This is a genomic window from Tropicibacter sp. S64 (assembly GCF_049803835.1).
In the GTDB taxonomy this organism is placed as follows: Bacteria; Pseudomonadota; Alphaproteobacteria; order Rhodobacterales; family Rhodobacteraceae; genus Pacificoceanicola.
In genome coordinates this window covers 381,773-408,757 of sequence record NZ_JBNAGK010000001.1, presented here as the reverse complement: position 1 = coordinate 408,757, position 26,985 = coordinate 381,773, and the positions used below count along the sequence as shown (strand labels likewise).

18 protein-coding genes are annotated in these 26,985 nt (G+C 67.6%); 1 reads left to right on the top strand and 17 read right to left on the bottom strand.

Features of this window, described 5'->3' with window-relative positions:
- From ACP159_RS01895 to ACP159_RS01815, 17 genes are read right to left on the bottom strand one after another with little or no spacing between them, the layout of a single operon-like run.
- Positions 1 to 2,223, bottom strand: coding sequence for a hypothetical protein (locus ACP159_RS01895; protein ID WP_425097922.1), 2,223 nt, complete (start codon positions 2,221 to 2,223; stop codon positions 1 to 3).
- Positions 2,220 to 4,622 carry a hypothetical protein gene (locus ACP159_RS01890; RefSeq protein WP_425097921.1) on the bottom strand — a complete coding sequence of 801 codons (2,403 nt, stop codon included), beginning with the start codon at positions 4,620 to 4,622 and terminating at the stop codon, positions 2,220 to 2,222. The genes ACP159_RS01895 and ACP159_RS01890 overlap by 4 nt, the downstream gene beginning before the upstream one ends.
- Positions 4,619 to 7,015 (bottom strand): hypothetical protein, encoded by a 2,397-nt coding sequence (locus ACP159_RS01885; RefSeq protein ID WP_425097920.1) that lies wholly within the window; start codon positions 7,013 to 7,015, stop codon positions 4,619 to 4,621. Before ACP159_RS01885 ends, ACP159_RS01890 begins: the two co-directional genes overlap by 4 nt.
- Positions 7,012 to 7,407, bottom strand: a complete 396-nt coding sequence (locus ACP159_RS01880) for a GPW/gp25 family protein (RefSeq protein WP_425097919.1) — start codon at positions 7,405 to 7,407, stop codon at positions 7,012 to 7,014. Before ACP159_RS01880 ends, ACP159_RS01885 begins: the two co-directional genes overlap by 4 nt.
- The gene (locus tag ACP159_RS01875; RefSeq protein WP_425097918.1) at positions 7,407 to 7,739 is read right to left on the bottom strand and encodes a hypothetical protein; all 333 of its coding nucleotides are present in this window, start codon (positions 7,737 to 7,739) and stop codon (positions 7,407 to 7,409) included. The genes ACP159_RS01880 and ACP159_RS01875 overlap by 1 nt, the downstream gene beginning before the upstream one ends.
- Positions 7,739 to 8,317, bottom strand: a complete 579-nt coding sequence (locus tag ACP159_RS01870; protein WP_425097917.1) for a phage baseplate assembly protein V — start codon at positions 8,315 to 8,317, stop codon at positions 7,739 to 7,741. Before ACP159_RS01870 ends, ACP159_RS01875 begins: the two co-directional genes overlap by 1 nt.
- Positions 8,318 to 8,320: 3 nt before the next feature.
- Positions 8,321 to 9,451: a phage late control D family protein gene (locus tag ACP159_RS01865; protein WP_425097916.1), complete on the bottom strand. Its 1,131-nt coding sequence runs from the start codon at positions 9,449 to 9,451 to the stop codon at positions 8,321 to 8,323.
- Between the two features lie 3 nt (positions 9,452 to 9,454).
- Complete coding sequence (locus tag ACP159_RS01860) at positions 9,455 to 9,739, bottom strand: hypothetical protein (RefSeq protein WP_425097915.1); 285 nt, start codon at positions 9,737 to 9,739, stop codon at positions 9,455 to 9,457.
- The gene (locus tag ACP159_RS01855; RefSeq protein ID WP_425097914.1) at positions 9,736 to 10,503 is read right to left on the bottom strand and encodes a hypothetical protein; all 768 of its coding nucleotides are present in this window, start codon (positions 10,501 to 10,503) and stop codon (positions 9,736 to 9,738) included. Before ACP159_RS01855 ends, ACP159_RS01860 begins: the two co-directional genes overlap by 4 nt.
- Positions 10,504 to 10,507: 4 nt before the next feature.
- A complete protein-coding gene (locus tag ACP159_RS01850) occupies positions 10,508 to 17,467 on the bottom strand; it encodes an eCIS core domain-containing protein (RefSeq protein WP_425097913.1) in 6,960 nt (2,319 codons plus the stop codon).
- Positions 17,464 to 17,697, bottom strand: a complete 234-nt coding sequence (locus ACP159_RS01845; protein WP_425097912.1) for a hypothetical protein — start codon at positions 17,695 to 17,697, stop codon at positions 17,464 to 17,466. The genes ACP159_RS01850 and ACP159_RS01845 overlap by 4 nt, the downstream gene beginning before the upstream one ends.
- A complete protein-coding gene (locus ACP159_RS01840) occupies positions 17,690 to 19,483 on the bottom strand; it encodes an ATP-binding protein (protein WP_425097911.1) in 1,794 nt (597 codons plus the stop codon). The genes ACP159_RS01845 and ACP159_RS01840 overlap by 8 nt, the downstream gene beginning before the upstream one ends.
- Positions 19,480 to 20,733, bottom strand: a complete 1,254-nt coding sequence (locus ACP159_RS01835; protein WP_425097910.1) for a Pvc16 family protein — start codon at positions 20,731 to 20,733, stop codon at positions 19,480 to 19,482. Before ACP159_RS01835 ends, ACP159_RS01840 begins: the two co-directional genes overlap by 4 nt.
- Entirely contained in the window at positions 20,733 to 21,548 is an 816-nt protein-coding gene (locus ACP159_RS01830; protein WP_425097909.1) for a hypothetical protein, read from the bottom strand. The genes ACP159_RS01835 and ACP159_RS01830 overlap by 1 nt, the downstream gene beginning before the upstream one ends.
- A complete protein-coding gene (locus tag ACP159_RS01825) occupies positions 21,545 to 22,324 on the bottom strand; it encodes a hypothetical protein (RefSeq protein ID WP_425097908.1) in 780 nt (259 codons plus the stop codon). Before ACP159_RS01825 ends, ACP159_RS01830 begins: the two co-directional genes overlap by 4 nt.
- Before the next feature lie 36 nt (positions 22,325 to 22,360).
- Positions 22,361 to 22,861, bottom strand: coding sequence for a phage tail protein (locus tag ACP159_RS01820; protein ID WP_425097907.1), 501 nt, complete (start codon positions 22,859 to 22,861; stop codon positions 22,361 to 22,363).
- Positions 22,862 to 22,875: 14 nt separating this feature from the next.
- Complete coding sequence (locus ACP159_RS01815) at positions 22,876 to 25,299, bottom strand: phage tail sheath subtilisin-like domain-containing protein (protein ID WP_425097906.1); 2,424 nt, start codon at positions 25,297 to 25,299, stop codon at positions 22,876 to 22,878.
- A 376-nt stretch (positions 25,300 to 25,675) separates the two neighbouring features.
- On the opposite strand from ACP159_RS01815, the gene ACP159_RS01810 reads away from it, so the two are divergent.
- Entirely contained in the window at positions 25,676 to 26,884 is a 1,209-nt protein-coding gene (locus tag ACP159_RS01810; protein WP_425097905.1) for a cell division protein ZapB, read from the top strand.
- The last annotated feature ends 101 nt before the right edge of the window (positions 26,885 to 26,985 follow it).

Here is a 26,985-nt window from a genome sequence, read left to right as displayed (position 1 = left end):
TCACGTTTCAAATCGCCAGATCGGCAAGAGCCCGAACGGCGCGTATTCCTCGATCTTCTGTTTCAGACTGGTCAGCCGCGTCTCCGCCCTGTGGCTGGCAAAGACGCCCATCTCGTTGCGCTCGCTGTTCGCTGTCCTGACTGGCTCCGGCGCGGTGACTTGCAGGCGGGCATAGCCGGGATCGCCGAAGCGGCGGGAGCGGAACAGCGTGCCGCCGGTCTCGTTTGGTTCGAGGACATGGGCACGATAGGGTTTCGGCACATGCGAGGGCTGCCGGGCGGCGGAGTAGCGGAAACAGCCGGTCTGCAGGTTGAAGGCCACCACATGCCCGGCAAACAGGCTGTCGGAGGACCAGAGTTCCTGCACCCGGACGTTGCCTTCCAGCACGGTGGAGCGCTTGATGGTCAGCCGCGCGTCGGCGGCGTTGATGGCAAAACCCTGCGATTGCAGGGTGCTATCCGCGATGTCCATGCTCTCGATATGGCCGGAGGCTGCAACCTGCGCCGCGATGCTTCGGTCGAGGACCAGAAGCTCCACCCGCCCGTTGACGATCAGCGGCAGGGGCGGCAGCACGTCCGCGCCTACATCGGATGACAGGGCACCGCCCGGGTCCAGCGTGCTGGCGCTGATCCGGACCTCCTCCCAGTCGCCCTCCAGCACCAGGCTCGCCGGAGCCCCGGCCCCGAGCCACAGCCCGTCCAGATGCAGCACCGCGTTGCCATCGGCATGGGCGGTCAGGGTCCAGTCCCCATTGAGCCGCGCATAGGGGCGCTCACCCGAGGGGCTGGACACCGTCAGATGGACGATGTCGTCCACATCCGGCGGCTGGCCGTAGGTCAGGCTATCATCCACCTGCAAGTGCCCGTCGCGCGGCCAGTTCGCCGCAATCGGCCAGTTGCCATTGTTCGTACCCAGCGTCACCGGAGCATCCGGCACGGTCCGCGTGTGCCCGGTCGCCCCGAGCGCGGTCAGGTGGCCGGTATGGTAATCGACGGTCAAGGCCCCGGCGACGGGCGGCGCGGCAAAGCGGAATCGCCCGCGCACCGGGTCGATCACCAGACCACGCTGTGCCCGGATCGTTGCGGGATCGGACAGGTCCCCGGCGCTGGTGCCTTCAAAGGTCTCGGCCGACGCACCGCCCCGCTCGACGGACATCGCAACGCCGAGCAGGGCGCTCTTGCCACACTCCGGCAGGATCGTCGCCGCGCGGATGGCGTCGAGGATCGGCAGGGCGAGCAGCGCCGCACCGCCGGGGCGGGTCAGAAGGCCCTGACGCAACCGGCTCAGCCCGTCGAAGACATGCCCCTCCAACGGGGCAAGTGCCTCACCCTGCGCTGGCGTCAGGTCGCCATCGCCAACCAGCGTCACGACTGCCGCCCGGGTCAGGCGATAGACATCGTGCCCCAGCATCCCGCAGGGGATCGGTGCTGGCAGGTCCCAGGGCAACGCGGGAGCCCAATCCGCGCCGGGTGTCGCCGTCTCCGTCACCTCGTCCCGGCCTCTTGGCGCGAACAGAGGCACGTCGCGCCCCGAGGGGTCGAAGGTATAGGCATCCGCCGCGCCGGGAATCGCCCGGGGCCGGACACCACGCGTGCGGATCGCTGACACCGGATACAGGTGAAACGTCACCCGGCTGATCGCATGGCTGCCTCGTCTGCCCTTCGGCGCGGCCATCTCCGGGGTGTGCCGCAATGGATCGAACGGCCCGCCATCGACGGTGTAAGTCAGGGTCGGAGACCGGACATCCGCCGCCCCGGCCCATTTCACCGCATCACGCCGCGCGTCCAGCCCATGCGGCGTGCGGGCCAGTGTGGTGAAGCCCTCGACCACCACGCCCTCCCATCCGGCGATGTCGGAAATCAGCTGTTCCAGCAGGGCGGGCGTGCCGATCCGCTGGCGATAGTAGATCGTCTTCGCCACATCCGCGATCTGCCCGCGCAGGTTCTGTTGCGGCAGCATCCGGGTCCCCACCAACGCCCCGATATAGGACGCGGCCCAGGGCGCGGCGGTTTCGATCATCTGGTCTTCCCAGAGGCGGTCATGACTGCGTCGCACACCCGCCGCCTGCTGCGCCAGCGCTTCGATGAAACCGCGCAGAACGCCCGGGTTTTCCGCGTCTGCGAAATCCATGTCGCGGTACTGGCGCGGGATCATGTCCCAGAGCCGTTCCGCGAAATAGGCGTCGTAGCCGTCGTAGACGGTGGTGTCCTTTTGCGCGTTCATGCGGAACCGTTCTCCCCGTTCAGGATCAACGCCCCGCCCCGGGCCGGGTCGATGGTCGCCCATTGGCCTTCCGGCACGGCAAGGCCGGTCTGGGGCAGGGCCGCGCCATCCAGCGTGATGACGTCCACCCGGTCGATACCTTCGACCGCCATGACCTCGGCGGTGATCACGCTCGGGAACAGCGCTGCACCGATCTGCGGAGCGGCGATGTCCAGCCGGGCTCCGGGGCCGGTCAAGGCCAGTCGCAAAGTCGCAAGAACGTCCGCCTCGCGGAAATCATCGAAGACCGTGACGTTGAGCACCAATCGCAGCGGCATCGGCACCGCCGCGACGACTTCCAGCGGAACGGACGGATCGCTCAAGGCCCTGAGCCGTTCCGACACGCCTTTCACCAGGCCTGAATCCGGGGCGACGTAGACCCGGACCAAGGGCCGTTGTTTCCGCGCCGACCACGCCCATCGCGCCTGTGCACCAGTGACCCCAGGATGCTGCGCGGCGGCGGTTTCGAAGTCGATCAGGGAAACCACCCGCCCGAGCAGCAAAGCCGAGGCAGGCGCGCTCTCGCGCAGGGATTCCGGCGTTTCTGCGTCCGCCCCGCCGAAGGCCGCAAAGGGTTGGTCGATGGCCGTGATCTCCGCCTTCGCCGCAACAAGCTGGCTGATCGAGCCTGCCTCCGGTGCCGCCTTGCCCCCGCCGAAGCGATAACTGGCCGTCACGACAGCTCCGGTCCTGAGCCGCGCCCCCCAGACGCCATCCCCGAACTCGACCTTCGGCTCCTCGCCCGCCACATCGCGCATCCGATAGACCAGCCGATCCGCTGCAACCCCGAACAGCGTCGGCACCCGGCCCACCCGCTGCCCGTCCACCCGGACCTCGATCTGCGGCGCAAGTCCCTCCTCGTTTGGCGCTTCGAGATAGGTCAGCGGGCCGTTGCCGAGCTTGAACCGTTGGAAGCCCACCGCGCCGTCGCCATGGCCGATCACCTCGTCGACAACTCTCTCGCCCCGGGTCACATGGACCACATTGCCCCGAGCCCGCACCGGCAGCGCGATGTCGAGCGGTAAGTCCAGCGCCCCGAGGGCCAGCGTGCCCGAGGCCGGGTCGATCTCCGCCTCCACCGCTTGCCCCGCGCCGAAGCGGTCGGCAAGGATCACGGTGCGGCCCTGCGGCTCCGCGACACTCAGCGCCTGCCGCACGCGGCGACCATCGGCAAGCGGCAGGTTCTCGCCGCCGGAGGCTGTCAGCCGCGTCACCGGCGGCGTGCCGAGCTTGCCTGCGCTCACCGCCGCATGGCCGATGGTCAGCGTGCCAATACTTGTGGTCAGCCGGTCGTGGCCGGGCAGGGTCAGCTTCGTCACCTGCGTCTTCACCGCCGGAACCGGGATCGGCAGCGGATCGCCCTCGCTGTCCTCCGCGCTGATCGTCGTGGCGGCGGTCAGGGTCATGCGGACAAGCCCCGTCTGCGACACTCGCGCCACGTCCCGGGCATCCGGCGTGTAGAGCGTGACGAAATCCCCGGCGGCGACCTGCGGCAGGGTTGTTTCAAGCACGATCTCGCCGCCCGACGCCGGATAGACCGCCGGATCGCCGGACACCGCGGCTGTCAGCCACGGCCGCGCCCGGCTGTTCATGCGCCAGAGGCTGACGTCCTCCGGCGCGACATCGGGCGAGAGCGCCAAAGGCGGATCGAGCGTCACCTTCGTCAGCGGCGGCGCGTTGTCGAAGGCCTCTTCCCGCAGGCGCGTGACCTTGCTGACGGCCAGCGTATCGGCGGTTTCAGCCACAAGCAGATCGCCGGTCTTCACGTTCAGCGTATCGGGCAGAATATAGAGATAAGGCAGCGTGGTTGCCGTCCCGGCCAGACCCAGCGCGTCGCGCAGGGTCTCAGGCGGCAGCGGCAGCGGGTCCAACGCAGAGAAGGCCGGATGCAGCCCCGCCTCCGAGCCGGTCTCGAATATCTGCGGCGGGCCGCCATCGACGGCGCCGGAGCGGAAGGCGGCGGTGGCGGGGAGCGTGACGGACCGGACCCCACTCACCTGCAAGGCCAGAAGCGCCTGCGCCGAAACGGCGGGGCGGCGTTCGTGGCCGAGGATGGCGACGAGATCGGCCAAAGCATCCGCCCCCTGCGCGGTCCCGAGATAGGCCTCGTTGGCGCGGACCTCATCATAGAACCCCTGCACCTCGCCGATCACCGCCCAGAACTCGATCAGCATCCGGCCAAGGTCTCGCGGGGCGTAGGTGCTCCAGTCGTCCAGCGCAGGCACCGCCCCGATGGATTGGCGCAGTTCCCGGGCAAAGTCGGAGAACCGCCCCGGCTGCCGTGGAATCCAAGGCAGGTTCGGCGGGATGTCGAGCAGGGTGGCGTCGGGGGCCGGGACAGGGCAGAAACAGGGCTTCATGTGCCTCCCTCCACGAGGACCGTGACCGCGCCGCGTTCCGGGCGGGCGCGGTTGGTCTCGATGCGGATGATTTCAGCGGTGCCTTCGGGGGCGTAGCGGGCCGCCATGTCGCGCCAGTCGAACCAGCCGCGCCGCCTGAGCCGGATGCGTTCCACCGCCCGGACGCCGGGGTCTTCATGCACGGCGGCGACAATGTCGGAGCGGTCGATGCCAGTGCCGAAGCTGAGCGCGTTCGGATCGAAGAGCGCCCCCCGGGCGGAGGAAAGCCGGGACGTGAGACGCTTGGCCAAGGCGGACGGATCGGTGCCCCGCGTTGCACAGACGGTCAGTTCGAGGTCGATGTCGGCATAGAGAGGGTCCGAGACGCGGCTGTCGCGCCCGGTCTGCCGGAACATGTCGAGCCAGCGTTCAAGTTCGGCACGGCGGTCGCCGGACAGCCCGGTCGTATCGCGCGGATCCGGCGTGGTGAAGACGGTCAGCCAGGAGCCGGTCCAGCGCGACACAGACGCGGCGTTCTCGACCCATGGCAGACGCGTCGCAGCCTCGGCGTAATCCTCCGGGCGCACGGCGCGATAGGTGATCTGCCGCCAGGCTTCGGGGGCGATGATGCGAGTCTCGGCGGGGGTTTCGGCCAGACGTCCGCCGTCGATGGCCAGCGGATTGGTGATAGTCAGATCCAGCCCCGGCGGCACCTCGATCCCGGTCAGGACCCCCGCCCCGACGTTCGCCGCAACGCCACCGCCGAGCCGCCAGACCATGCGGAACAATGTCCCCCGAGGCGGTTGCACACCGAACTCGCCATTGCCGAAGCGGATCGTGTGGCCGAAGGGGCTGGCATAGTCTCGGTGGATCACGTCGCCCTCGGGGCGGCGGAAGGTGCGGATGGTATCCCAGCGCCCCTCCTCCAATGTGAAATCACGGCTCTCGGGCAAGGACGACACTGCCCCCACCAGAGACGCCCGCCATTGCCAATCCAGATCATCGTTCGGCACGCCGCCGACCACCTGCTGCTGGATCAGCGCCACATCCGGCACGCCGTTCCGCCAGACCAGACCGGCCTCGTCGCTGCCGGGGATGAACAGGCGGTGAATGACCTCACCCTCCCCGCCCTGCCGTTCGATGGAGGTCAGGAGCGCCGCCATCAGGTCATCCGCCAACCCCACTGGCGCATCTTCGGCGCGGCCTGCCAGACACCAGCCGTCCTGCGTCTCCCCCGGGCTGACGGGCAGCAGGTTGCCATGCACCGTCAGCGTCGGCAGCCAGACCGGGGCGTCCAGCGGCTCGGACAGGGTGATCCGGGTGATCACGTCGCCGGTCAGCGGGTCGGCGTCATCCTCGGCTTCGGTCATCAGCACGATGCGGGCGCCGAAGGGGAGTTCCTCCGCCACATCCGCCGCCTGCACGAGGAACAGCCGCCGCGCCGGGGTGCCGTCCTCGGTCACATCGTCCAGCGGCAGGGCGGCGGTCAAAGCGCCTCGAAGCCAGATTTCCCGCGTGCCGGGCAAAAGGCAGAGATCGTCCTCATCCCAGATATGCGGGTCCAGCGCGTTGCGGGCGGCATCGACGGCATAGCCAACGCCGCCCAACTCCTCCGCCAGCCCCTTTCCAACGGTGTAGGCGATCCGCTCCCCGGTCTGCGCCTGTGCCCAGACACGCGTTCCTGCCGGAACCACGCCCGCCGCGCCGTTCACCTCCGCTACCACAAAGCCAAAACCGGACTCTGCCTGCACCGGGTCATGCGCCACCATCCTTGCATGGGCACGCAGCGAGCGGGGCTGGGTGGCGCGGGGAAAGAAAGCCTCCTGCGAGACGCGGTCCTGATAGTAGGCCAGCTCATCCGCGAGCGCCGCCATGACCTCCAGCATCATCACCCCGAAATCCGACGCATGACGTTCGGACCATTCCGGCCAATGGGTCTCGGCGTAGTCGAGAAGCAACTGGCGATAGCTGTCGAAATCCCGCGCCAGATAGCTCAGCAGCGGCGCGGAGCCCGGCTCCGGCGGGCAGCCGTCGTCCGGGGCGCAGTCGAAAGGCGAGGGGCAGCCCGCCTTGAAGGAGAACAGCACCGTGCCGAAGTACGGGTCCATGTCGCCATGGGTGATGGTCAGCCGTTGCGGCGCGAAGGGGCCGGGGCCGTTGAACCGGATGCGCAGGCGACGCTGCGCGGCAGGGCCGTGCCAGGTGATCTCGTCAATGGCAGGCGCGGGGGCACCGTCCGGCGGGTCGGGCAGAACGGTGACATCGGCCACCGTCAGATCGTCCTGCAGATCCTGCGAGGGTGTCTTGTGGAAGATCACCTCCACCACATCGTGATCCGGCCCGACCGTGACGAAGTCGATGCCAGTCAGCACCGGATGCGCCCGCAGAAGCGCCAGCCTGTCGGGACCGTTCATCGCGGCACCTCCAGATTGAGGAACTGCGGTTCGGGGCTGAGCGTGATGCTGTAGGTCACGTCGATCAGCAGGGCGCTGTCCGCCACTTCCACCTTCACCTGCCTGAGCCGAACCACGTCACCCAGATGCGCCTGCACCGCGCCCCAGATCGCCGCCTTGACCAGCGCCGCGGAGGCCTGCCGCAGCGGCTCGAAGACCATGCCGCGAATGCCGGTGCCAAACTCGGGCCGCATGACGCGCTCGCCGGGATCGGTCATCAGCAATTGCATCAGAAGCGCCTTGATCTGCACTTCCGCGTCGGTGACGGTCCTGAGTGCGCCAAGACTGCTGTCCACACCCATCGGGACGAGGAAATTGCGAGCGACAGAGGATTTGCGGGTTGGTCGCAGCATCACATGCCCTCCGCGCGGGGATCGGGATTGGCGATGGTCAGCGTGCCCTGCGGGAAACCCAGCGCGCTGAAGCAAACCCCGACAGAGGATTGCGTCAGGTACGGGCCCTGCACGCGCATGCTCGAAAACAGCCAGACCACCGTGGTACAGGGGCTGGGGATCTGCGCCGGACCGGCGGGGATCTTGAACTGGCAGCCGGAGACCGTGAAACTGTCCGTGGGCTTCAACAGCTTGCCGGTGGTGGCCGACACGCTCTGCTCCGTGGCGGTCACGGTGCAGCTTGCCCCGTGCGGGCAGGTCAGTTTCGTCGCTTCTGTCAGGAACTTGGCCATCAGGTCACATCCAACCCCCCGCTGTTGATGCTGGTGCCGGTGCTGGTGACGGAGACCTTGCCGACCCCCGCCGTGCCCAGCTCCGCCTCCGATGTCGTTACCTTGACCGTGGGCGAGGCGACGCCGGTGGAGATCGTCACCTCCCCCGCCATGGCGAGCTTTGGCCCGCGCGAGGTGCTGAGTGTGGCGGTGCGGGCGCCGTCGTCCATTTCCAGCGTGGTCACGCCGGTCTGCAGCACCTTCTTGCCCGGCAGTTGCATGACCTGCACCGGCGCCGCGCCATCGGGCCACAGGCACCCGACCCAGATCGGAAAGCGCGGATCGCCCGCCTCGAACTCCACCCAGATCAGCGAGCCGTTCTCCGGCACCATCAGGAACCCTGCCCCCTGTTCCGCATAGGGCACGCAGACCTCGGCGGGCAACGTCGCGTCGCCCAGGACTGCGGGAACCTTGACCATGACGCGCGGGCGTTGCGGCGGCGGGAGTGACTGGACCATGCCCATCATCTCGCCCCGGTACTTGCCATAGAAGCGCCGGGTGACGATGTCGTGCAGTTGTTCGGTCTCGTTTCTCGGCATCTGTCATAACCCCACGATGGACAGGGGCGTATCCTCGCCCCAGGCATTGCGCATCAGACGCAGGCGCATGGTGTGGCCGGTGTCGTCGAAGCGGTGCTCCACCTTCTCGACGATGTACCGCCCCGAATGGCGCGAGCCCGCGCCGCTGACCTTGACGGTGTCATGGGCGTGCAGCACCGCGCCGAGGTCGTGGGCGCTGACCTCGCATTCGGCGCGAAGGAAGAACTGCGCCTCGGTCAGCACCCCCTTCGCCATGCCCTGCAAATCCCCGGCCCCGTCCGCCGCGCTGGTCAGGCGCATGTCGCGGGGCGTGTTGCCGATCTCGTGGAACGGCGTCGTTCCGAGCGGGTCCATGGTGGGCAATTCGGTCTCACCGCTGATCCCGCTCCCGGGGCCGATGTCGATGCCGTCGGCGAGAACTTTCGTCGGGGCGACGATGTCGAAATGAATGTCGAGCGCCGCGATATTGGCCTTCTGCGCCCCCATCAGATCGCGCCCTGCGTTCAGCTTAAGCTCCGGCAGGTTGGGCGACGGCGTGGGCGCGATCTTGCGGAAATGGCCGGTGGTGACCACCGGGCCGACCGGGGCGGCGACATAGCTGATCCAGAATTCCATGCCGTTGCGACGGGCGAGGTGGCGGATCAGTTGCAGATCGCTGCCGCGCTGCACGATGGGATGGCCGAGCGGCGGACGCGCCATCAGGGTCAGATCCACGTCCGGGATCATGGTCTTGCCCGCGAGGATGCCCATGACGATAGTGCCGTCCGTGGTGGTCAGCCCCTCGTGCACGGTTATCGTCTCGCTCTGGTCGAGCCGCGCCTCCGCCCCGCGCCCGTAGACCGTAAGGGTGGACCCCTCGGCCCCATTCACGAGACTGATGGACTGCCCCTCCACGGGGCCAACGCTGAGGACGTCTATCCCGAGGGGCGGGGTCTTGGCGTAGATGCCGATCTCCGTGGAGGGCGACAGCCGGTCGTCCAGCAATTGCGGGAAATCGCCGTCCCGGGGCAGCAGTTCCAGCTGCAGCTCCCATTGCGTATCGCGCCCGATCTCCTCCGTCACCACCACAAGCGCCTGCGCCGACAGATCGTCTGCCGGGGTGCCACTCACGTCGATGCCGCAGTTGAAGGCCATGGGTTACCGCGCGCCTCCCGTCTTCGGGATGGCGATTTCCATCTCTTCCGTCAGCGAATCCGCCCAGAGGACGTTCATGTGATCCGGGACCCGCCACCACGCCTGCGGGGCACCGCAATAGGCGTGGCCAAGGTGATCGAGCGTCTGCCCCGGCTGGTAGGCGTGCCAACCCAGCGTCGGCAGGTCCTCGCGGCGGGGCGCTTCGACGACGGTGACGGGTTTGCCGTCCGGGCCGGGAACGCTGCGCAGGGGCAAACCATGGTAGCGGCTGGTTTTCGGATAGGTCAAAACAGGTCTCCCACGATGTCCATGACGGCCTCCGCCCCGCGATAGAGGCCGCCCACGGTGGACAGGACGCTCTTTTGTTCGCGGGTGAAGATGTAGCAGCCGGTAGCGATCTGCCGGACCAGCGAGGTTTCGGGGTACATTTTCAGATCGGACGGCCGCAGCACCTGCATCCCGAGGCTGACCTTGGCCCGGATCGGGTAAAGCAGGTTCGGATGAAACGCCTGTTCCTCGATGGTCATGGCGGTCAGGCGCACGGGCAGCAGCTTGCCGGGGCCGAAAACGAAGATCTGGATGCTTTGGAGCGGCACATCGACCGTGCTGCGGAAGCCCAGCGCATCGCCGATGGCGTCCCCGACCGCCGCAAGCGCGTTCTCGAACAGCGTGTTGCTCGGGTAGGCCATCAACTCCAGCCCGGCGAGCCGGTCGGCAATGCCCACGGTGATGCCGATGGGATGGCCCTCGTCGAGATCGTCTATGGCGTCGAGAACGATATCCATGGTGAAGGACAGCTGCGGATCGTCCGGCTGCGCCGCCATCGCCTGCCCGCCGAAGTAGTAAACGGGCTTGTCCTCCTGTTGTGCCTTCGCCACCCCGGCGGCCTTCATCGGCGTGCCGTAGTTCAGGCCCACCGTCGTGTTCAGCACCTGCGGGTTGTACTGGAAGATGTGGAAGGACGGCGTGAAGCCGATCAGCCCGCCTTCCTTCAACTCGACGATGGCGCCCTTGAGCAGGAAACCGCGTTTGTTCGGGGGATAATCGGTCATGCCATCACCATGCGCTTGCCACGTACATGTCGCCGAACTGCTGCTTGTTCTTTTCCTTTAGCGCGGCGACGACGGCGTTGATCCAGCTCGACGAGGCCTCGGCCTCGTATCCCTTGGGGAAAGTCTCGCCGGAATCGTTCTTGGAATAGCCGGAATGGGTGCGGGCCACCGTCCGGTAGGTCTCGACCTCGAGGTCTTCGAGACCCTTCTTCAACTGCCCCTTCATGTACCCGACGAACTGGACATACCCGGCCTTCATCGTCGCTTCGGTCACCTTGTGCAGGTCCGAGAGCGCCGCTTGCCCGCTGTTGTTCCCGGGCGCTTTCGCGCCGGTCATCACCGCGTCCACCATGCCCCGGAACCCGCCCGGCGTGTCGAGCCCACCGGGGGCTGCGTCGGTCAGGCTCTTCTTCGCCTTCGCGCCCGAGACCATCTTGCCGACGTAATGGCCATACATCGCCACGCCTTGCGAGAGCGGCGCGTCCAGCTCGTCCGCAATGCCCCAGGCGGATTTGCCGGACATGTGCAGCTGCCCCTTCTGGTGCGTGTCCGTGGCGAGCGAAACGGTGGGCATGCCCGAGCCGCGTTCGGAGTTGGGGTCGAGCTTTGCGAGATCCACCTTGAACCCGTCGCCCTCGAAGGCGGTGTATTCCTTCTTGCCCTTGGGCCGCTCCAGCGGCTTGACCCCGGTGCCGGTGAACCCCGGCACCCAGTAATCCCCCGTCGCGCCCCAGGTATTCACCCCGGGCTTCTTGCTCACTCCGCGATAGAACTCCACCAGCAGGTACTGCGGCACGTGGTGGCTCTCGCGTCCGCCAGCCGATCCTATCTCGACGTTTGCGCCGCCCTTGCCCAGCGGCTCCATCCGGGTCGCGCCGGTCAGCTGCCCGTGCAGGCCGACGCGCAGCGCCTGCTTCGACTTGCCGAAGCCGGTCTTGACGTACTCGGACCAGACCGGCAACTCGCCGATGGTTATGGTCGAGGACACGCGGGTCAGCCCCTCCTCGCTGATCTTCATCCCCGGCCCTTTTTCCCACAGATGCGCCACGGGGAACCGGTTGCGCAGGTAGCTGCGCAGCGCATGGAACTCCCAGGCCCCCACCGTGGCGTTCTGGTCCTTGATATGCGTGTAGAGGTTGGACCCGCCGCGCACCCCGCCGAAATGCACGCCCTCGATCTCGACCGACGACAGCCGCGGCGGCGTCGCCTTCGTCCGCTTCAGCGAGACCGTGATGCCGGTGTCGGCAAAGATCACCCCTTCGACGATCTCGAACAGTTTAGGGAAATCGAGCACGAACTTGCTCTTGAGGTTCAGTTTCTTCTTCTTCGCCTCGTCGATCTCCGTCACGACGCTGGAGGCGATCCGCAGCATCTGGTCTTCGGTCCAGCCGCCAACCACCTTGGTCAGCTCGTCACGCAACTGCCCTTCGCTGGCCGACCCGTATTTCATCGACGTTGCACGCTTCGCCGTGGCCACCTGGGTCTGAAGGTCGGAGAGCAGGGATGTCACGGCGGTGCGGTCCTCGGTGCTGCCCTGGGTCAGCTTGTTCTGCGTCCGCTTCATGTCGCCGAAGTCATGCGCGGTCTTCTTTTCCGTGCCGATGGCCTGCAGCATCGCCACCAACGTGTCGCGACCATAGGGCAGGATCGCCTGCTGTCCCTCGCCTTCGATCCGCATCGGGCCGTCCTCGCTGGCCGAGCGTGTTCGCGCCGCATGGGCCATGCGCTCCGCGCCTTGCTCGCGCATCGGATCGTGGCGCAGGCCGCGCCCGCTCTGGCCCGGTTTCGGCGCCGGCGGCGTGCCGGTCCCCAGCACCGGCGGGCGGGTCTGTTGCAGCGCGTGGGCGACCTCGTGGCGCATCACGTGTTTGCCGTGCTCGGACCGCACATCGAACCCCTGCCCGAGGTAGACATGAGACCCCGAGGCCGCCGCCTCCGCGCCGATGGCCTGCGTGAAGTCCTGCGCCGGGCCGTCGTCATGCACCCGAAGGTGCCCGAGATCATAGCCGAACCGCCCCTCCAGATCGCGGCGCATCCTGTCGTCCAGCGGCGCCCCGCCGCCCTTGGGCAAGGCTGTCATCGGATGCACCAGAGATGGAAATCCCCAGGCCATGCCATAGGGCGCGACCTCCTCGTGCAGCTTGGGCTCGCTCCAGTCGGCAAGGATCGGCGACAGCTCCGGCGTCTCGAATCCGGCCTTCGGGAAGACGTAGCGCATCAGGCTGAACACCTGCTCGACCAGCAGGTCGCGGCCCGTGGTCACCGCCGGGGCGATTTTCCCCGCAATGTCGTCACGCCAGTAGGTGTTGGGATCGACCGAGGAGCCCTTGAACAGATTGTCCGCGATCAGCTGGCTGATCTTCGCCAGCCCGCCGGTCAGGCGCAGCGCCTCGTAGACGATCTTGATCTTCTTGTTGCGCACCCGCCCGATGGTCATGTCGAGGATGATCTGCACGGCGAGATCCATCGGGATGATCTCCTTCGGCAGTTGCAGGTCCACCAGCGGTTCCATCATCGCCGTGATCGCGCCCTTGAAGGACCCCGCACCACCCCCGGCGAACTCTGACTGCGCGGAGAGCCAGTCCGCCGCCGACCCCGCCTTGCCGCCGGAAACCATTGCCTCCGCCGCGCGGGCGAGGTTCACGAACAGGTCGGCATATCCGAGATACACCGGCAGTCGGTCGATATGGCGTGTCAGCACCTGCGAGGTGACCACCTTTGCGGCCGCCGCCTTAACCCCGATGCCCATCTTTTCCTGCGCCTTAAGCAGGCCCTGCCCGACGTCGATGGCAATGCCCGAGACGGTGCCCATCAGCCGCCGGTACTGCTCCGTCTTGGCCTTCTTGCCGGTGCGGGGCTTCAGCCGCGCCTTCTCCTTGCGCTTCTTCGCCCGCTCCTCCGCCTTGTCGAGCGCCTTCCTGATCCGGTCCGCCGCGCCGGTGTTGCTCATCAGCGTGTTCAGGAAGAAGCTGAACATGTCCGCCGATTGCAACTCGGCAAGCAACTCGCCCTTGAGGAACTCCATGATCTCCTGCGGCGCCTTGACGAGATCCTCCCGGATCTCGTCCCACTCCATGTTGACGATCATGTCGACGACATTGGCCGCCAGCCGCGCCAGCATGACCGCCTGCCCGACACCGGGCACGAATTCCAGCAGGTCGAGGAAAAGCTCGCCCGAGGCTTCGATGATGTTGGCGAGGTTCTGCATCGAGAGCAGACGGCCCTGGTAGTCCACGAGGTTGTTGAGCAGGTCCAGAAGCTCGATGTCGCCGGACTGCACCGTGACCTCACGCGCCGGGGAGAAGGTTACCTCGCCGCCGCTCTTGTCCATGTAGGCAAAGCGGAAGGTCACGAGATCGACACCCTTGCCGATCTTGCGGTCCTTCTCGTCGGTGAGGCTCTCCTCCACCCGCGCCGCGCCATGCGCCTTGTAGGCGGGCATATAGGTGAAGCTGCGGTGCACCTTGGTGATCTCGTAGTAGATCGGGTAGTCGGTCTGGTAGATGATGTTGGACATCCAGATCGGGTTCAGCTTCGGCTTGGCCGTGTCCTCCGACTGTCCCGTCGCCGCATCCAGCGGTGTCGCCTTCGGCGGCTCCGGCGTGTCCCATTTGCCACCGCTGCGCACGTCGCTGCGGTAGGGCAGCGCCAGCACGAACATCGAGGTCGCCTTGTCCGCAGGGTCGATCCAGTAGCCCGCCAGCTTGGTCTTCAGGCCCTTCTTCGGATCGCCATGCAGCTTGAACATCTGCTGGTTCTCACGACGGGCGGCATCGAGCGTCCGCAGGATCTGGCGCAGGATTTCCACGCCCTTCGCCAACTCGCCCGGCGTGACACGCAATTCGCCCATCCGTTTCTGGAAATCCGCCGTCACCCCCGGCGCAGGCGTTCCGATGTCCTTCCCGCTCGCGCCCTCGCTGCTGACGCCGAAGACGATGGACCCGGTCGCCATGGACAGCGCCAGCGCCACCGGCTCGAAGAAGCTCTGGATGTGGTCGCCATTGGTGCGCACGCTGATCGCCGCCAGAAGCTGCGGCGCGACCTCGATCATCAACGCCACGGTCTGGATGTCCTGATCTTCCCTCGGGCGGACGGACCTGGAGAAATCGAAGATCGCGCCCCGCAGGTCGCCGGTCAGCTTCGCGTCGAACAGGATGTCGTGCCGCCCCTTCATCTCCGTCGTCTTCACCGACGCGGCGAGCCGGTCGCGGAAATAGTCGACATAGATGCCCCGGTTCAGCGTGCTGAGCTGGCGCAAGGCCTGCCTGAGCTTCTCGTTCTCGGTCTCCAGCCGCGCGTCGAAGGTGCCGCGCATGTCCTTGCGCAATGCCTCCAGTCCACCATTCTGCTTTGCATAGTCATACAGCTGGAACAGCCACAGGTGCGCGGCTTCCGGCTCGGACCAGGCACCGCCGCTCTTCTTCCACTCCTTGAGGATCTTCGCCACCTGTGGCACCGAGCGCAGCGAATCCCTGAGCGGGCCCAGGTCCGGCAGGGTCCACAGGTCCACCCCGGTCCAGCGGTTCTGCTGTCGCACGATATGCTGGCCGTGCCACATGCCGCTGATGCCACGCGCACCACCGCTGGCCTTCGGGTCCGCCTCGCCGAGCCGCGTCATCACCGCCGGGTGGCGCATCAACACCTCCAGCGGCGTCGCGGTGTCGTCAGGGTTCTGCACCAGCACCCCGTCCTCGGCCACCCAGCGGCGCGGGCGGGGCATGGTCTTGTCGACGCCATCGAGGACGGTCTGGATCGAATCCGGCCCCGGCAGTTTCTTGTCCTCCGCCCGGGCGGTCTTCTTGTTCTGATCGACGATCACCTGCTGCCGCGCGATCTCCGCCGTCATCAGCGGCAAGGCGCGGCGCAGGAAGTCGATCTGGTAGAACTCCACCAGCACGTCCACCGGCACCGCGAAATGCGAGTAATGCGTCTTGCCCGCAGCATCGCCGGGGCCGGACCAATTCCCGCCGATGGTCTTGATCTCCTTCGGCAGCGCCTCGGCGAAGGGTTTGCTGGTGTCTTCCTTGAAGGCCCATTTCGGAATGGCGGCATAGCTCAGCCCGGCATCGCGCGCCTTGGCGACCTGCATCGCCTCGGATGTCAGCTTCGGGTGCATGAGTATCTGCCCCAGCCCGCCCATGGCCCGCGCGAGCGCGTAGCGGGCCGCCGCCACCTGATCCGCATCCGCGCCGCCCTGCTGCGGCGTGGCATCGGCGAAGGCGGTGAACCACTCGGTCCACATCAGGGCAAAGACCATGGCGGTCATCGCATCCGCCTGATCGTCCTTCAGATCGGCTTTGGGCAGCTTCATCGCGTTCAGCGCCCCGCGCAGGTCCAGCGCCTTGTCGCGCACCTGCGAAATCAGCGTCCGGCGGCGGGTGTCGAAGTCCGAAGGCTTCTGCATCCGGGCAAGGAAGGCGCGGGTCTGGACCTCCGCCTGCGCGTCGCTCCCCTCGCCGCCGACCGCCTCGCCCGCAGCCTTGGGCAAAAGCTCGAACGTCCCGGACGGCGTGTCCGTATCGGCCATCACCGCCAGCGCATCGAGGAACGTCGTGAGCGCCGCAGGCAGTTTCAGCGCCCCGCCGCTGCGGATCGCCGCGAAATCCACTAACCCCATGCCGAGGCCCGCGTGAAAACTGCTGAACCCCTTGAAGGCCAGCGTGAACCGCTCCGCGAGCCGCGCGACCGGCCCTTGCAGCACATCGACCGCGGCATTCGAGAAGGGGTCTGACGTGCCGCCTTTTTCCACGATCTTCGTCAGATCGAAGCTCAACCCCCGCAGCCGCGCGAGCACCTTGAGCACCGGCGAAGTGGCATCGAAAGCCCCGAAACTCTCCTCAACGAGCGGCGCCATGACCTTGGGATCGTTCGAGTTCCGCATGGCATCGAGGATGGCGTTCTCCACCGCGCCGATGGAGGAGATCGTCAGCAGTTGCAGCGCATTGGGCCGGGTTCGGTCCGAACTCGGGTAAAGCCGAATCGTGTCGTAGAGGTCCATCGCCTTCGACCGGGCCGGGATGGCTTCACCCACGGTCCGCGCGGCGGTCAGGACCCGCTCCAGCATCGCGTCCCACTGGCGTTTGACGTAGGGCGATTTCGCATCGGTGATGAACAGCTTGACCATGTCCTCCGCCGGAACATTGGCCGTCGCGTAATCGCCGAGCGCCTTGGTCAGCACCGCCTGTTCCAGCGTCGGCTTCTTGCGGATCAGGGCGATCACCGCGTCGAATTCGAGAATGCCGGTCAGGATGTCCGCCGCCAGCGAACAGCCCCGCAGCGACCGGAACCTGTAACCGAGGATGAAGGTTGCCAGCGCCGCGCCGTGGGTGGTCTTCTTGTTTGTGTAGATCTTGCCGCCGGAGGCCTTGGTCAGGGCCGCGACATCCGCCGCATAATCCGCGCCCTTCGGCAGGCCCGTCTCGCCCTCCCAGGGCTTGATCTCCTCATACGCCTTGAGTGTGCCGGTCCACATGGCCCGCGCCATGTCCTCCTCTTCCTGCGTCGGCGGATCGTCCTTTTGCACGGGGCCGGAGGACGCGCCCCCCTTGACCAGCCGCAAGCCCTGCGCCGTCTCCGCGCCGGTCTGCTGCAAGGCATGGGCGGTCTCGTGGCGCAAGAGTCTGAACCCCTCGGACGTGCCCGGCCTGTAGGCCCCATCGGCAAACACGAGGTGCGGACCGGCGGCGAAGGCACGGGCGCGGGTCTGCCGGGCCAGCGCCGCCGCCTCCGGCCCGTCGTGGATCGTCAGACCGGAAAGGTCCGCGCCGAACGCGTCTTCGAGCCGCGCTCGGATGTCTGCGCTCAGCGCCCGCCCCGCCCCGGCGTCCCCCGGCAACCGCGCCGCCGGGGCGCGGCTGAGGTCCATCAGGCGTCCGCGCCCTGCCTGCCGCGCCTCGTCCTCCAGCACGCGTCCCGTGGCGCGTTTGCCCGTCAGTCGGGTCTGCTCCTGCCCGCCCCGGCTCATCGCACCCGCCTCCGCACATCCGCCGCGATCCGCCGCGCCAGCGCCGCCGGATCGGCGGCCTCCTCCGGCCGGACCTGCAGGGACACAGCGTCCAGAACACCGCCGGGACAATCCGCCAGCGCCTCCGCCAACGCCCGCGCCAAGGCCTCGGCGAAAGCATTCTGCCCTGCCCGCCCCGTCCCGGGGCGCGTCACCGTCAGCCTGCCGATGTCGATGCGGGTGTCAGCCATGGCGCAGCAAGGCCTCCCTGTCCTGTACGCTCAGGGCGCGGCTTTCCTTGGTCAGTTCCTGATCCAACGCATCGAGCAGCACCGGCGGCGCGATGGCGTCCTCACCCCGCCGCATCGCCTCGACCACCGCCGTCAGCACCACGTTGCGGATCTGCGCGCCCGTCAGGTCGAGCCGCGACGCCATCGGCCCCGCCAGCGCGGCACAGCCCGCTCCACCGCAAGGCGACAGGGCCGACAGGAACAGGCCCCACATTTGCAGCCGCGCCGCCGCGTCCGGGCGCGGCAGGTCGACCGCATAGCGCAGGCGGCGGGTAAACGCACCGTCGATGTTCTCGCGCTTGTTCGTCGCAAGGATCGCCGCGCCCTCGTAGCGCTCCACGGCGGCCAGCAGCACGTTGGTATCGGCGTTCTGATAGCGGTCCTGCGCGTCCCGCGTTTCCACCCGTTTGCCGAACAGCCCGTCACATTCGTCGAAGAACAGCATCGCCCCGTCCGCCTCCGCCCGGTCCAGCACGGCCTGCAAATGCTGCGCCGTCTCGCCCACGTATTTCGACGTCAGCGCCCCGGCATCGACGCGGTAGAGGTCCATCCCGAGGTCCCGCGCCATGACCTGCGCCGCCATGGTCTTGCCCGTGCCGCTCGACCCCGAGAGCAGCGCCAGCGTGCCGCGTCCTCTCGGGAAATGCCTTGCCCTGTCGGGGTTTTCCCAGAGGGCGCTGGCCATGCGCACCTCGTGGCAGAAGCTCCGCATCGGGGCGAGGACCCTCTCCGGCAGAACGATGTCCTCCCACGACAGGTTCGCGTTGTCCGCCGTCAGCCAGGGCGGCAGATCACCATGCCGGGCCGCATGCAGCGCCTGTCGCGCGTCCGCCAGCGTCCTGGGCAATGTGGCCCGCGCGCGGGCGATCTGTGCCGGGGTCTGGGCGCGATCCCGGGCGATTTCGGTCAGTGCCTCGGATGGCAGGCTCTCCCCCTCCGACCAAAGCACCCGCGCCGCTTCCGGCGAGAGCGGACCCATGCGGTGGATGATCCGGCGGGTGGAATCCGCGCCCCCGGTGTCGCGCTGGAAACACAAGGGAAAACGCGTCGGCAGGGGTAGGTCCGGGCGTGGACCGGAGGTCCAGAACAGCGGGCACAAAGACAGCAGCGCCTGCCGCTCCGCCACCCGGGCCAGCGCCGCCAGACCTTCTCCGTCCAGCCCCTCCGCATCGACGCAGATCGGCCTCACGCCCAGCGCCGCCCCGATCTGACCCACCAGCGCCCGCGCCCCCGCGCCGCGCGGTCCGGTCAGGCAAACGGTCGTCGGCGCGGCGTCCTCGACGATCCGCGCGGCGAGCTCTGACACCGGCCAATCCGGAAGCGTGGGACTTTCGGGGCACATCATGAACCGCCCCGCGTGCAAGGGCGGCAAACCGGAGCCGCCGAGCAGCCAGTCAGCAAAGCTCTCGTCCAAAGCGATGCCGAGCGCCGAGACCCCGGCCAGCGGCATCTCGCGGATCAGCCCCCAGAGCGCCATGGCCTCCCGCACCTGCGCCGCCTCAGGCCCGAAGGCCCGGACCAACGTACCCATCGTCACCGGCGGACACGGCTGCGGCGCGGCCCAGAGGCCGAAGAGCAGGCCTGCCACCGCGTCACTTCCCTCCGGCAGGGCCAACACGGCAATCGCGTGGCTCAACCGCTCGACCTGCGGCAGCGGCGTGTCCGCTCCGGACAGAACCGCCTCCGCCCAACCGATCAGGTCAAGCGGCGTGGCCTCGCGGCCATGGGGGTCCGGTGCAACGCTCATGGCACAACCACCCAGAGGGGCAGGGACGACGCGCCCCGGAAGACGAAGCGCAGCGGCAACACCGCCCCGGGGACAAGCCCGGCGGGCGGCACGAACCGATAGGCCGTATCGCTGTCGATGACGAATTCGCCCGCCGCCGGGTTTGCTCCGGCCCCGCGAGTCAGGCTCACGCCGCCCAGCATCACCGCCGCATCCGTCGCGAGGGCATTCGCCGGGGCAAAGCCCTGCCCGGTGACGGTGAACCGCCCGTTGCCATCCGGCCCGGCCTGCGCCGTCTGCGCCGGGGCGACGGTGAAGGAGACCGGCGCGGAAGCGAGCACTTCCGGGTCCTGCCCGGTCCTTGGGCGCTCCACTTCGATCTGCGCGGCGTAAAGCCCGGGAGGGATCTGTGCGGTGCCCGCCGTGCGCTGTACCACGGCCTCCACCGCATTGCCCCGGACCTGCACCGACCAGTCCACGCCCACCCGCACCGGCCCCGGCAGGCCGCCGCCGGTCAGGATCAGGCGCGGGTGATCGCCGGTCAGCCCGGCGCCGGTGAAGCGCACCGTTTCGCCGTAAGACACCAGCGCCGGGCGCAGCGTGACGTCCTCGGTCCCGCCTCCCGGCTGCAGCAGCGTGACCTCGTTCTCCGATGCCGTGAGGCTCGGCCCGCCCGCGGCGCTCACGCCGACATTGTAGCTCAGCACGCGCGGCCCGGTGCGCGTCGGCGCGGGCGGCATCAGTTGCACCGCCACCTGGTAATAGACGGCGAGGCGCGGGGCCATGTCACCGGGGGTCCAGAACCCCACCGCCTCCGACTGGCCAATGGGCAGCAGCGTGATGTTCATGCGGGCGGTGCGGTCAGCCAGCCCGATGTCGGCAAAGAGATTGGTTCCGGCCACGACGGTCTGATTGGTCAGCACCGGATGTTCGTTCAGCGCCAGCATCGCGGCGCTGAGGGTCAGTTGCGCCTGCATCGCGCCGTCGATGTCGTCGGTCAGGTTGTGCGCGGCCAACTGGTAGGCGCAGACAAGACCGAGCGGCGTGAAATGCGGGGCGATCTCCGGGCTGGGCGGCACGCGGTTGAGCACCGATCCGTCGCGCCCGAGGTGGTAGAGGAACAGCGTCAGCGGATCGCCCCCCGCCTCGTCCGGCGGACGCGGGCTGACCACCGGCGCGGCGGCGGGTGCCCAGAGCGGCGAGGCGGCCATATGCAGCTGGATGGTCCGCCGTATGGCATTCGTGGCCAGTCTGAGGTCCGGGATCGGCATCAGCTTTGATCCAGTCCGAAACGGCGCCGCGCCGGGCGGGTTGGCCCGAAGCTCTGGCGCAGCGGGGTCGGCGCGGGAGCCGGGGCGCGGGGGGCGGATTTCGGCTCGATCACGTCGACGCGGATCTCGCCGATGGTCAGGCTGGGCTGCGTGTCCGGGGCTGGGTCCGGATCAGCGTGGTGCTCCCAATGCGCCTGCGGCGGGTCCGGCATGAGTTGCGGCGCCGGGGGTTCGATGGTGCGGGACGGCTGCGGCTCCATTGGCTCGGGCCGCGCCGGTTCGGGGACGTCCGGTTCGCCGAAGAAACCGCTCAGCAGCGCTTCGAGATCAACGCGCTCCTTAGGGCGCACCTCGCCCGTGACCTCCTCCGGCCTGTCCCGCTCCCCCTCGGAAGCGACCGGGTCGGGGAGGATTGGGCCTGGCTCAGTCCTGTCCTCAAGGTGCGTCTCCGGCACATCGGTCCTCTCGGCTGGCAGATCCGAGATCGGCGCCATGGGCGCGAGCGCTTCGGCAGGCGTTTCGGTGGTGTTGGACAACGACGGCTCCGTCTGGCCCGCCCGTTCCAGCGGCACAGGCGTTTCCTGCCGCCCCATCACCGCATCGAACCCGGCGATGTCGTCGTCCACCGAGACCCGTGGTTCAGTCCCGCCCGGCTCTCGCCGTGGGGTCTGCACTGGGGCAGGGTCCACTCGCTCAGGCGCATCCGGCACCTCCCCCTCCGGCAGGCTCAACCGGACCGGCGCGGGGGCGTTTTCCACCGGGGCGATCGCCTCCGGGGTCAGCCGCGCACCGAGCCTGTCGAAATAGCCCGTCATCCCAGCCTCCTCGCCCGCCGGGCCGCTTCGCGGTCGCGGGTGATCTGGTCGACGAAGCCCTGCCGGTGCGCCTGCGGCAGGTCGACGATGCTGTCGTAGCTCCAGCCATACGTGGACGCGATGCGGTGAATGTCCGCCATCAGCCGCGCCCGCCGCGCCCTGAGCGAGCCGAGGAAATAGGCCTCCGCGTTGAAGGCCATGGCGTGATCCGCGCCGCATTCCGGGCAGGTGGTCTTCAACGTCAGGTCGACCAGCGGGGCGACCGCCTCGGCAATCTGCGAAACCTTGCCCAGATGCGTGACCTCCCCCTCCGGCAGGCAGCGCAAGGCGATGACTTCTCCGGCCTTTGCCCCGGACGCCGCACCGATGCGCTCGTCCTCGCCAGTCGGCAGGCGGAAGCGGACGCCCTCGGCCAATAGCCAGCCGTCCTGCAACCGCTCCACCGCCTGCGACGGAGCCAGCGCCCCGAGCAGATCCCCCAGATCGAAATCGAAGGAAAACCGCGCCGCGCAGGCCTCGCAGGTGCGGTCCCCGGCGATCCGCGACCCGAACTCCGCCAGATGCAGCGACGCCATCAGCCGGTCGCGATCCGCCACCGCAAGCCGTGCCGCCTCCCCCGGTTTCAACACCGAACCCGGGCGGTCCAGCAGGAGCGCATCCACCAGCGCAATCGCATCGAACGGCGAAGTACCCGCCACCGCCAGTTCGACCCGCGCGGTGAGGTCGCCAAGATACAGGGGCCCCGGCCCCGGAAAGTGAAGCAGATCGTGTCGCATGGCTATTCCTGCCCCCGAATTTCAGGGGCCACCCCGTCAGGTTTCGGCTTTTTCCGGGATCGCCTGCCGCGATGCGCCCTCGTTCTGGATCACCAGCCTTTCGATGGCGTACCCGGCGGAATTGGCGTCAAGCTCCGGAAGCATCTCGTATTCGGACACCCAGCAATTGTGGATGTTGTAGGCCCGGACCACCTCGCCCGCGAGGTTGTTCAACTCGATGGTCATCGGCTTGCGGAACCCCTTCAGCGACAGGATGCCGAGCTCGCCCGGCTCGAACACCTTGCGCGCCCAGGCCTCGAACTCGTTGTCCCAGGTGATGCCGCGCTCCAGCGTGATCGCCTCGGCCGAGACCAACCCCGGGCCGATGTGCTGGATGTTGGGATCGCCTCCCTGACGGTGGGTGATGGTCTCCACCGTCTGCTTGATCGCGGAAACCTTGGAGACCCCGGCGACGTATTTGCCATCCCACATCACCCGGAACCGGAACGTCTTGTAGGGCTCGAAGCGGTGGGAGTTCATCGGAAATTCAGTGCTCATGACAAGTCTCCCCCTCAGGTATCCGCCTGGCCAGCGATCTGCTGGAGCGTCAGGACCACGAATTCCGCCGGCTTGAGCGGAGCAAAGCCGACATTGACGTTGACCACGCCGATGTCGATATCCGCCTGCGTGGTGGTTTCGGCGTTGCAATGGACGAAATAGGCCTCCGCCTTCGTCGTGCCCTTGAAGGCCCCGTCGCGGAACATGCGGTTCATGAAGGCGTCGACGTTGAAGGTGATCTGACCCCAGAGCGTCTCGCCGTTCGGCTCGAAGACGGTCCATTGCAGACCCTGGTACAGGCTCTCCTCGATGTAGAGCGCGGTGCGGCGCACGTTGACGTAGTTCCACTCGCTGGCGAGTTCATTCGCCCCAGCCAGGGTCCGCACCCCCCAGGGCCGGATGCCGGACGAGGCCTGCGTGATGCAGTTGACGCCGCGCGGATTCAGGATGCCGACATGGCCATCGGACAGTTGCCGCGCCACGCCCGTGATTCCGAGGATGGGCAGATCCTGGCCTGCCGGTCCTTTCCAGATGCCCCGGGTCTGGTCGGTCCGTGCATAAACGCCGGCCATCGCCCCGGCGGGACCGATGGACACCTGCCGGCCCGCCTCGCTGATGAGGATGTTGGGGTAGTAGACCGCCGCATGGTCGATGGCGACACCCACGCGCAGGGCGTCGGCAGCGGTCGCCATGGCCTGTGGATCGAGGCCGGTCTCCGGTGGATCGACAATCAGGAAACCGCGCTGCTGACGACAGAAGGCGGAGGCTGCCGCCACGAAGGGCTGCATGTCCTGCACCGTGGTGTTGTCGCGCGGCAGAACCATGATGTTCCAGTCGCGCACCGCCTCGTCGATTGTGGCGAAGGCGTTGGTATAATCCACCAGCTGCGCCGGGTTGCCGTCTCCGGCGGGCAGGGCGGTGGGCACCTGAAGCCCGGCGATGCCGCCCGCGCCGACGGTGTATCGCGGCACGTTCAGCACCCGCGTGCCGCCCGCGAAATCGTTCGGCTGGGCCGCGAAGGTCGGCATGGTGGTGTCGCCCGCCGTTGCCGAAGTCACGGTCAGCCGCAGCCCGCTGGTCGTCGCGGTCCAGGGTGACAGACGCGGGTTTGCCGTACGGAAGGCGTTGATCGCGTCGCGCAACTGGTTCAGCCGCTGGCGCACACCGTCGTTGTGGCCGTTGGCGCTTGTCGCGTAGGTGTCGGTCACATGCAACGCGTTGCCCAGGGCATCGGGCCGGACGCTGGCGATGTTCACCGTCGCCGGATTGCCCGCCGCGTCCAGCCCCGGCAGGTCGACCTGCACGATGGACTGGTTCTGCCGCTCGGAAAAGGCCCGCAACGCCGCTGCGTCGGCAAAGCGGATGCTGATCCCGGTGGGTGCAGGACGCCGCGCCGCGTGGGCGCCGATTTCCAGTCCGCCGTTCGCCGGACCCATCATCAGCGTCGCGGAGATGTCCTTGCCGCCGGTGGCCGGACGCAGGCGGATGTCACCCTGGTTGTCCGAGCGGATCGTGATGTAACGATGGCCCGTGCCGCCGATGGTCGGCCCCACCAGCCGCCCCACGGTCACTGAAACACCGGGAGTTCCGATGTCCTGGTAGGCCTGCGTGATCGCCTGTCCGAGGGTCGGGATCAAAGCGTTGTCGATGGTCGTGTTGGCGCTCGCCGCCGCATCGGCCACCACCGCCGCCTCCGTCCCGGTCAGGTCGACCTCGACGAACGGCAGGCCGTCGACGGAAATCGCGAAATGCGTGCCACCGGGAGCGCCCGGCGCCCCGTCGACCGCGGCGGCAAAGGCGGTCCGGAACGCGTCCCCATCGTTCGCCGGCAGCGGCCGGCCGAGGATCGCGATGCCGTTCACCCCCGCCGGGCCGGTATCCACCGCATCCACAAGCGCGCTGTTCTGCGTCACGTAGCTCTGGGCATAAAGCGGATCGTTCGGGTTCATCGTCAGGTTGACGAAGATCTCCGCCTCGCTTTCGACGTTTACACCCGCCGCATTCGGTCCCCACCGGAACACCTCCAGCGTGAACCGGCCTTCCGGTTCCTCGCCGCCATAGCGCACCCGTGCCCGGATCGTCTCGCCCGACGCGCCATGCGCCTTGGCCCGCAGGGTCAGCACGCTGGCCGTGTCCGCCTCGTTACGCAGCTGCACCTGCGCTTGTTGCGCACCGTTGGCGATGCGCAGGACGTAGAGATCGGACCCGCCGTTCATGAAGAACAGCTTGACGTACCGCGCCATGTCGCTGACCGCCCCGCCATCATCGCCGAAAGTGCGGAGGAATTCCGTCAGGTTGGTGAGCCGCACGGGCCGTCCGATCGGACCTTTCTGCGCGCGTCCGACAAACATGCCGATGGAAGTGGAAGCCCCTGCGATGGGTCGCGCCCCGCTGGCCTTTTCGACCACGTATACGCCGGGATAGGTAAGACTGACCAAGGTACATCTCCCCGAATGGATTTTGGCAATGAAAACAGGACTACAATTAGAGGTAGAGTAGGAGCGACGCGCGATTCCGTCAACCCAGTGTTGTGCCCTTGACCCAAAATCACCCTATGAGTGCCAAGCCCTTGATTCCCGGTCCTGTTCCCCCTCCCGTCGCGTCCAGCGGGCGGATTTCCGCGCGGGTTGTCCGGCGGCGGCACCAAACCGACCCGAAAGCGCGGAAGGGACTCCGCGTCCGGGGACGAACATGGACAATTAAACCAAATTTTAAGCATTCCTGCGCCACCATGGCCGCAATCCGCCGGTGGGGGCCGGACCAGGCACCGCGTCACGTCATCCGCCCGCCCCGGGAACCGACAAGGCGTCCGCCATGATCCGTTTCGTCATCCTTCGCATGCTGGCCGCGCTCGGCCTCGTCATGCCCTGCGTCCCGCTCTCGGCGCAGACGGTGCTGAGCGGAAACTACAGCGTCGACGGCCGCCTTTGCGCCGGGCCGGAATGCTGGAACAACGAGGATTTCACCGACACCACCGTGAAGATCAAGCACTCGGAGGTCAGGCTCGTCTTCGAGGACACTTCGACCGGCGGTTTCCCCTCTGTGGACTGGAAGCTGGAGGCGAACGGCATCACCGGGGCGGGAAACAACTACTTCGCCATCCTCAACAAGGACGCGGCCAAGCCGATCCTCACCCTGCACGCCGACGCGCCGAGCAATGCCCTGTACCTCGCCGGGAACGGGCGCCTCGGACTCGGCACGAGTATCCCGCAGGCCAGCCTGCACATCGTCGACGGCAGCGATCCCGGCATCGCCTTCGAGACCACCGGCGCCAGCCAGACCTGGCAGTTGCACGGCAATGGCGGCGGCTTCTTCGTAAGGGATGCGGGCAGCGGTGCCTTGCCGTTCGAGATCCGCACCGGCGCACCCGACCTCGGGTTCTACATGAACGCCGCCGGCCGGATCGGGCTGGGCACCGATGCACCTTCCGCGTCCCTGCACATCCGCCGCGCCGACGGCACCGCGAGCCTTCGGGTGGAGAACACCGCCCCCGCCCCCGGCGCGGTACGCGAAATGTTCAACATGACCAACAATGGCGGCAGCTACTTCACCCTCGCCAACTCCAGCACCGGGCGGGCGTGGTACTACGTGCACGAGAACAACGCGCAAGGCCGGTTCATGATCAACCACTCGGACGGCGGCATCCAGCTGGCCCTGACCCGGCAGGGCGACCTGACCGTCATGGGCAAGTTCATTTCCGGCAACACCCAGCTGAACGTTCCCGATTACGTCTTTGCCGAGGACTACGCGCTCAGGCCGCTTGCTGAGGTGCAGGCTTTCATCGACGCCCACAGCCACCTGCCGGACGTGCCTTCCGCCGCACAGATCGCGCGGGAGGGACTGGACATGACGGAGATGCAGCTGACGCTCCTGCGGAAGGTCGAGGAACTGACGCTCTACACGCTCCAGCAGGAGGCCGTGATCGCCGAACAGCGTGCCGCTCTGGCCGATCAGCAGGCGGAAACGGAGACGCGGATGCAGGCGCTACTTGCCCGCATCGAACAACTGGAAGGAAAGCGGTAGCCCTGCCTTCCCTTTGGTAAGGTTTTCCGCCATTTCCGGTCAAACCACTGATTTCCGCACACAGGGTCGGAGAATCTGCTATACTCGTGCGCGAGCGTCCG

Excerpts from the sequence above, each read along its gene's own strand:
- ACP159_RS01820 (WP_425097907.1), bottom strand. The coding sequence starts at position 22,861 with ATGAGCACTGAATTTCCGATGAACTCCCACCGCTTCGAGCCCTACAAG.
- ACP159_RS01865 (WP_425097916.1), bottom strand. The coding sequence starts at position 9,451 with ATGGCCTTCAACTGCGGCATCGACGTGAGTGGCACCCCGGCAGACGAT.
- ACP159_RS01875 (WP_425097918.1), bottom strand. The coding sequence starts at position 7,739 with ATGGCCAAGTTCCTGACAGAAGCGACGAAACTGACCTGCCCGCACGGG.
- ACP159_RS01880 (WP_425097919.1), bottom strand. The coding sequence starts at position 7,407 with ATGCTGCGACCAACCCGCAAATCCTCTGTCGCTCGCAATTTCCTCGTC.
- ACP159_RS01890 (WP_425097921.1), bottom strand. The coding sequence starts at position 4,622 with ATGAAGCCCTGTTTCTGCCCTGTCCCGGCCCCCGACGCCACCCTGCTC.
- ACP159_RS01870 (WP_425097917.1), bottom strand. The coding sequence starts at position 8,317 with ATGCCGAGAAACGAGACCGAACAACTGCACGACATCGTCACCCGGCGC.
- ACP159_RS01895 (WP_425097922.1), bottom strand. The coding sequence starts at position 2,223 with ATGAACGCGCAAAAGGACACCACCGTCTACGACGGCTACGACGCCTAT.
- ACP159_RS01845 (WP_425097912.1), bottom strand. The coding sequence starts at position 17,697 with ATGGCTGACACCCGCATCGACATCGGCAGGCTGACGGTGACGCGCCCC.
- ACP159_RS01825 (WP_425097908.1), bottom strand. The coding sequence starts at position 22,324 with ATGCGACACGATCTGCTTCACTTTCCGGGGCCGGGGCCCCTGTATCTT.
- ACP159_RS01840 (WP_425097911.1), bottom strand. The coding sequence starts at position 19,483 with ATGAGCGTTGCACCGGACCCCCATGGCCGCGAGGCCACGCCGCTTGAC.
- ACP159_RS01885 (WP_425097920.1), bottom strand. The coding sequence starts at position 7,015 with ATGAACGGTCCCGACAGGCTGGCGCTTCTGCGGGCGCATCCGGTGCTG.
- ACP159_RS01835 (WP_425097910.1), bottom strand. The coding sequence starts at position 20,733 with ATGCCGATCCCGGACCTCAGACTGGCCACGAATGCCATACGGCGGACC.
- ACP159_RS01855 (WP_425097914.1), bottom strand. The coding sequence starts at position 10,503 with ATGACCGATTATCCCCCGAACAAACGCGGTTTCCTGCTCAAGGGCGCC.
- ACP159_RS01830 (WP_425097909.1), bottom strand. The coding sequence starts at position 21,548 with ATGACGGGCTATTTCGACAGGCTCGGTGCGCGGCTGACCCCGGAGGCG.
- ACP159_RS01810 (WP_425097905.1), top strand. The coding sequence starts at position 25,676 with ATGATCCGTTTCGTCATCCTTCGCATGCTGGCCGCGCTCGGCCTCGTC.
- ACP159_RS01850 (WP_425097913.1), bottom strand. The coding sequence starts at position 17,467 with ATGAGCCGGGGCGGGCAGGAGCAGACCCGACTGACGGGCAAACGCGCC.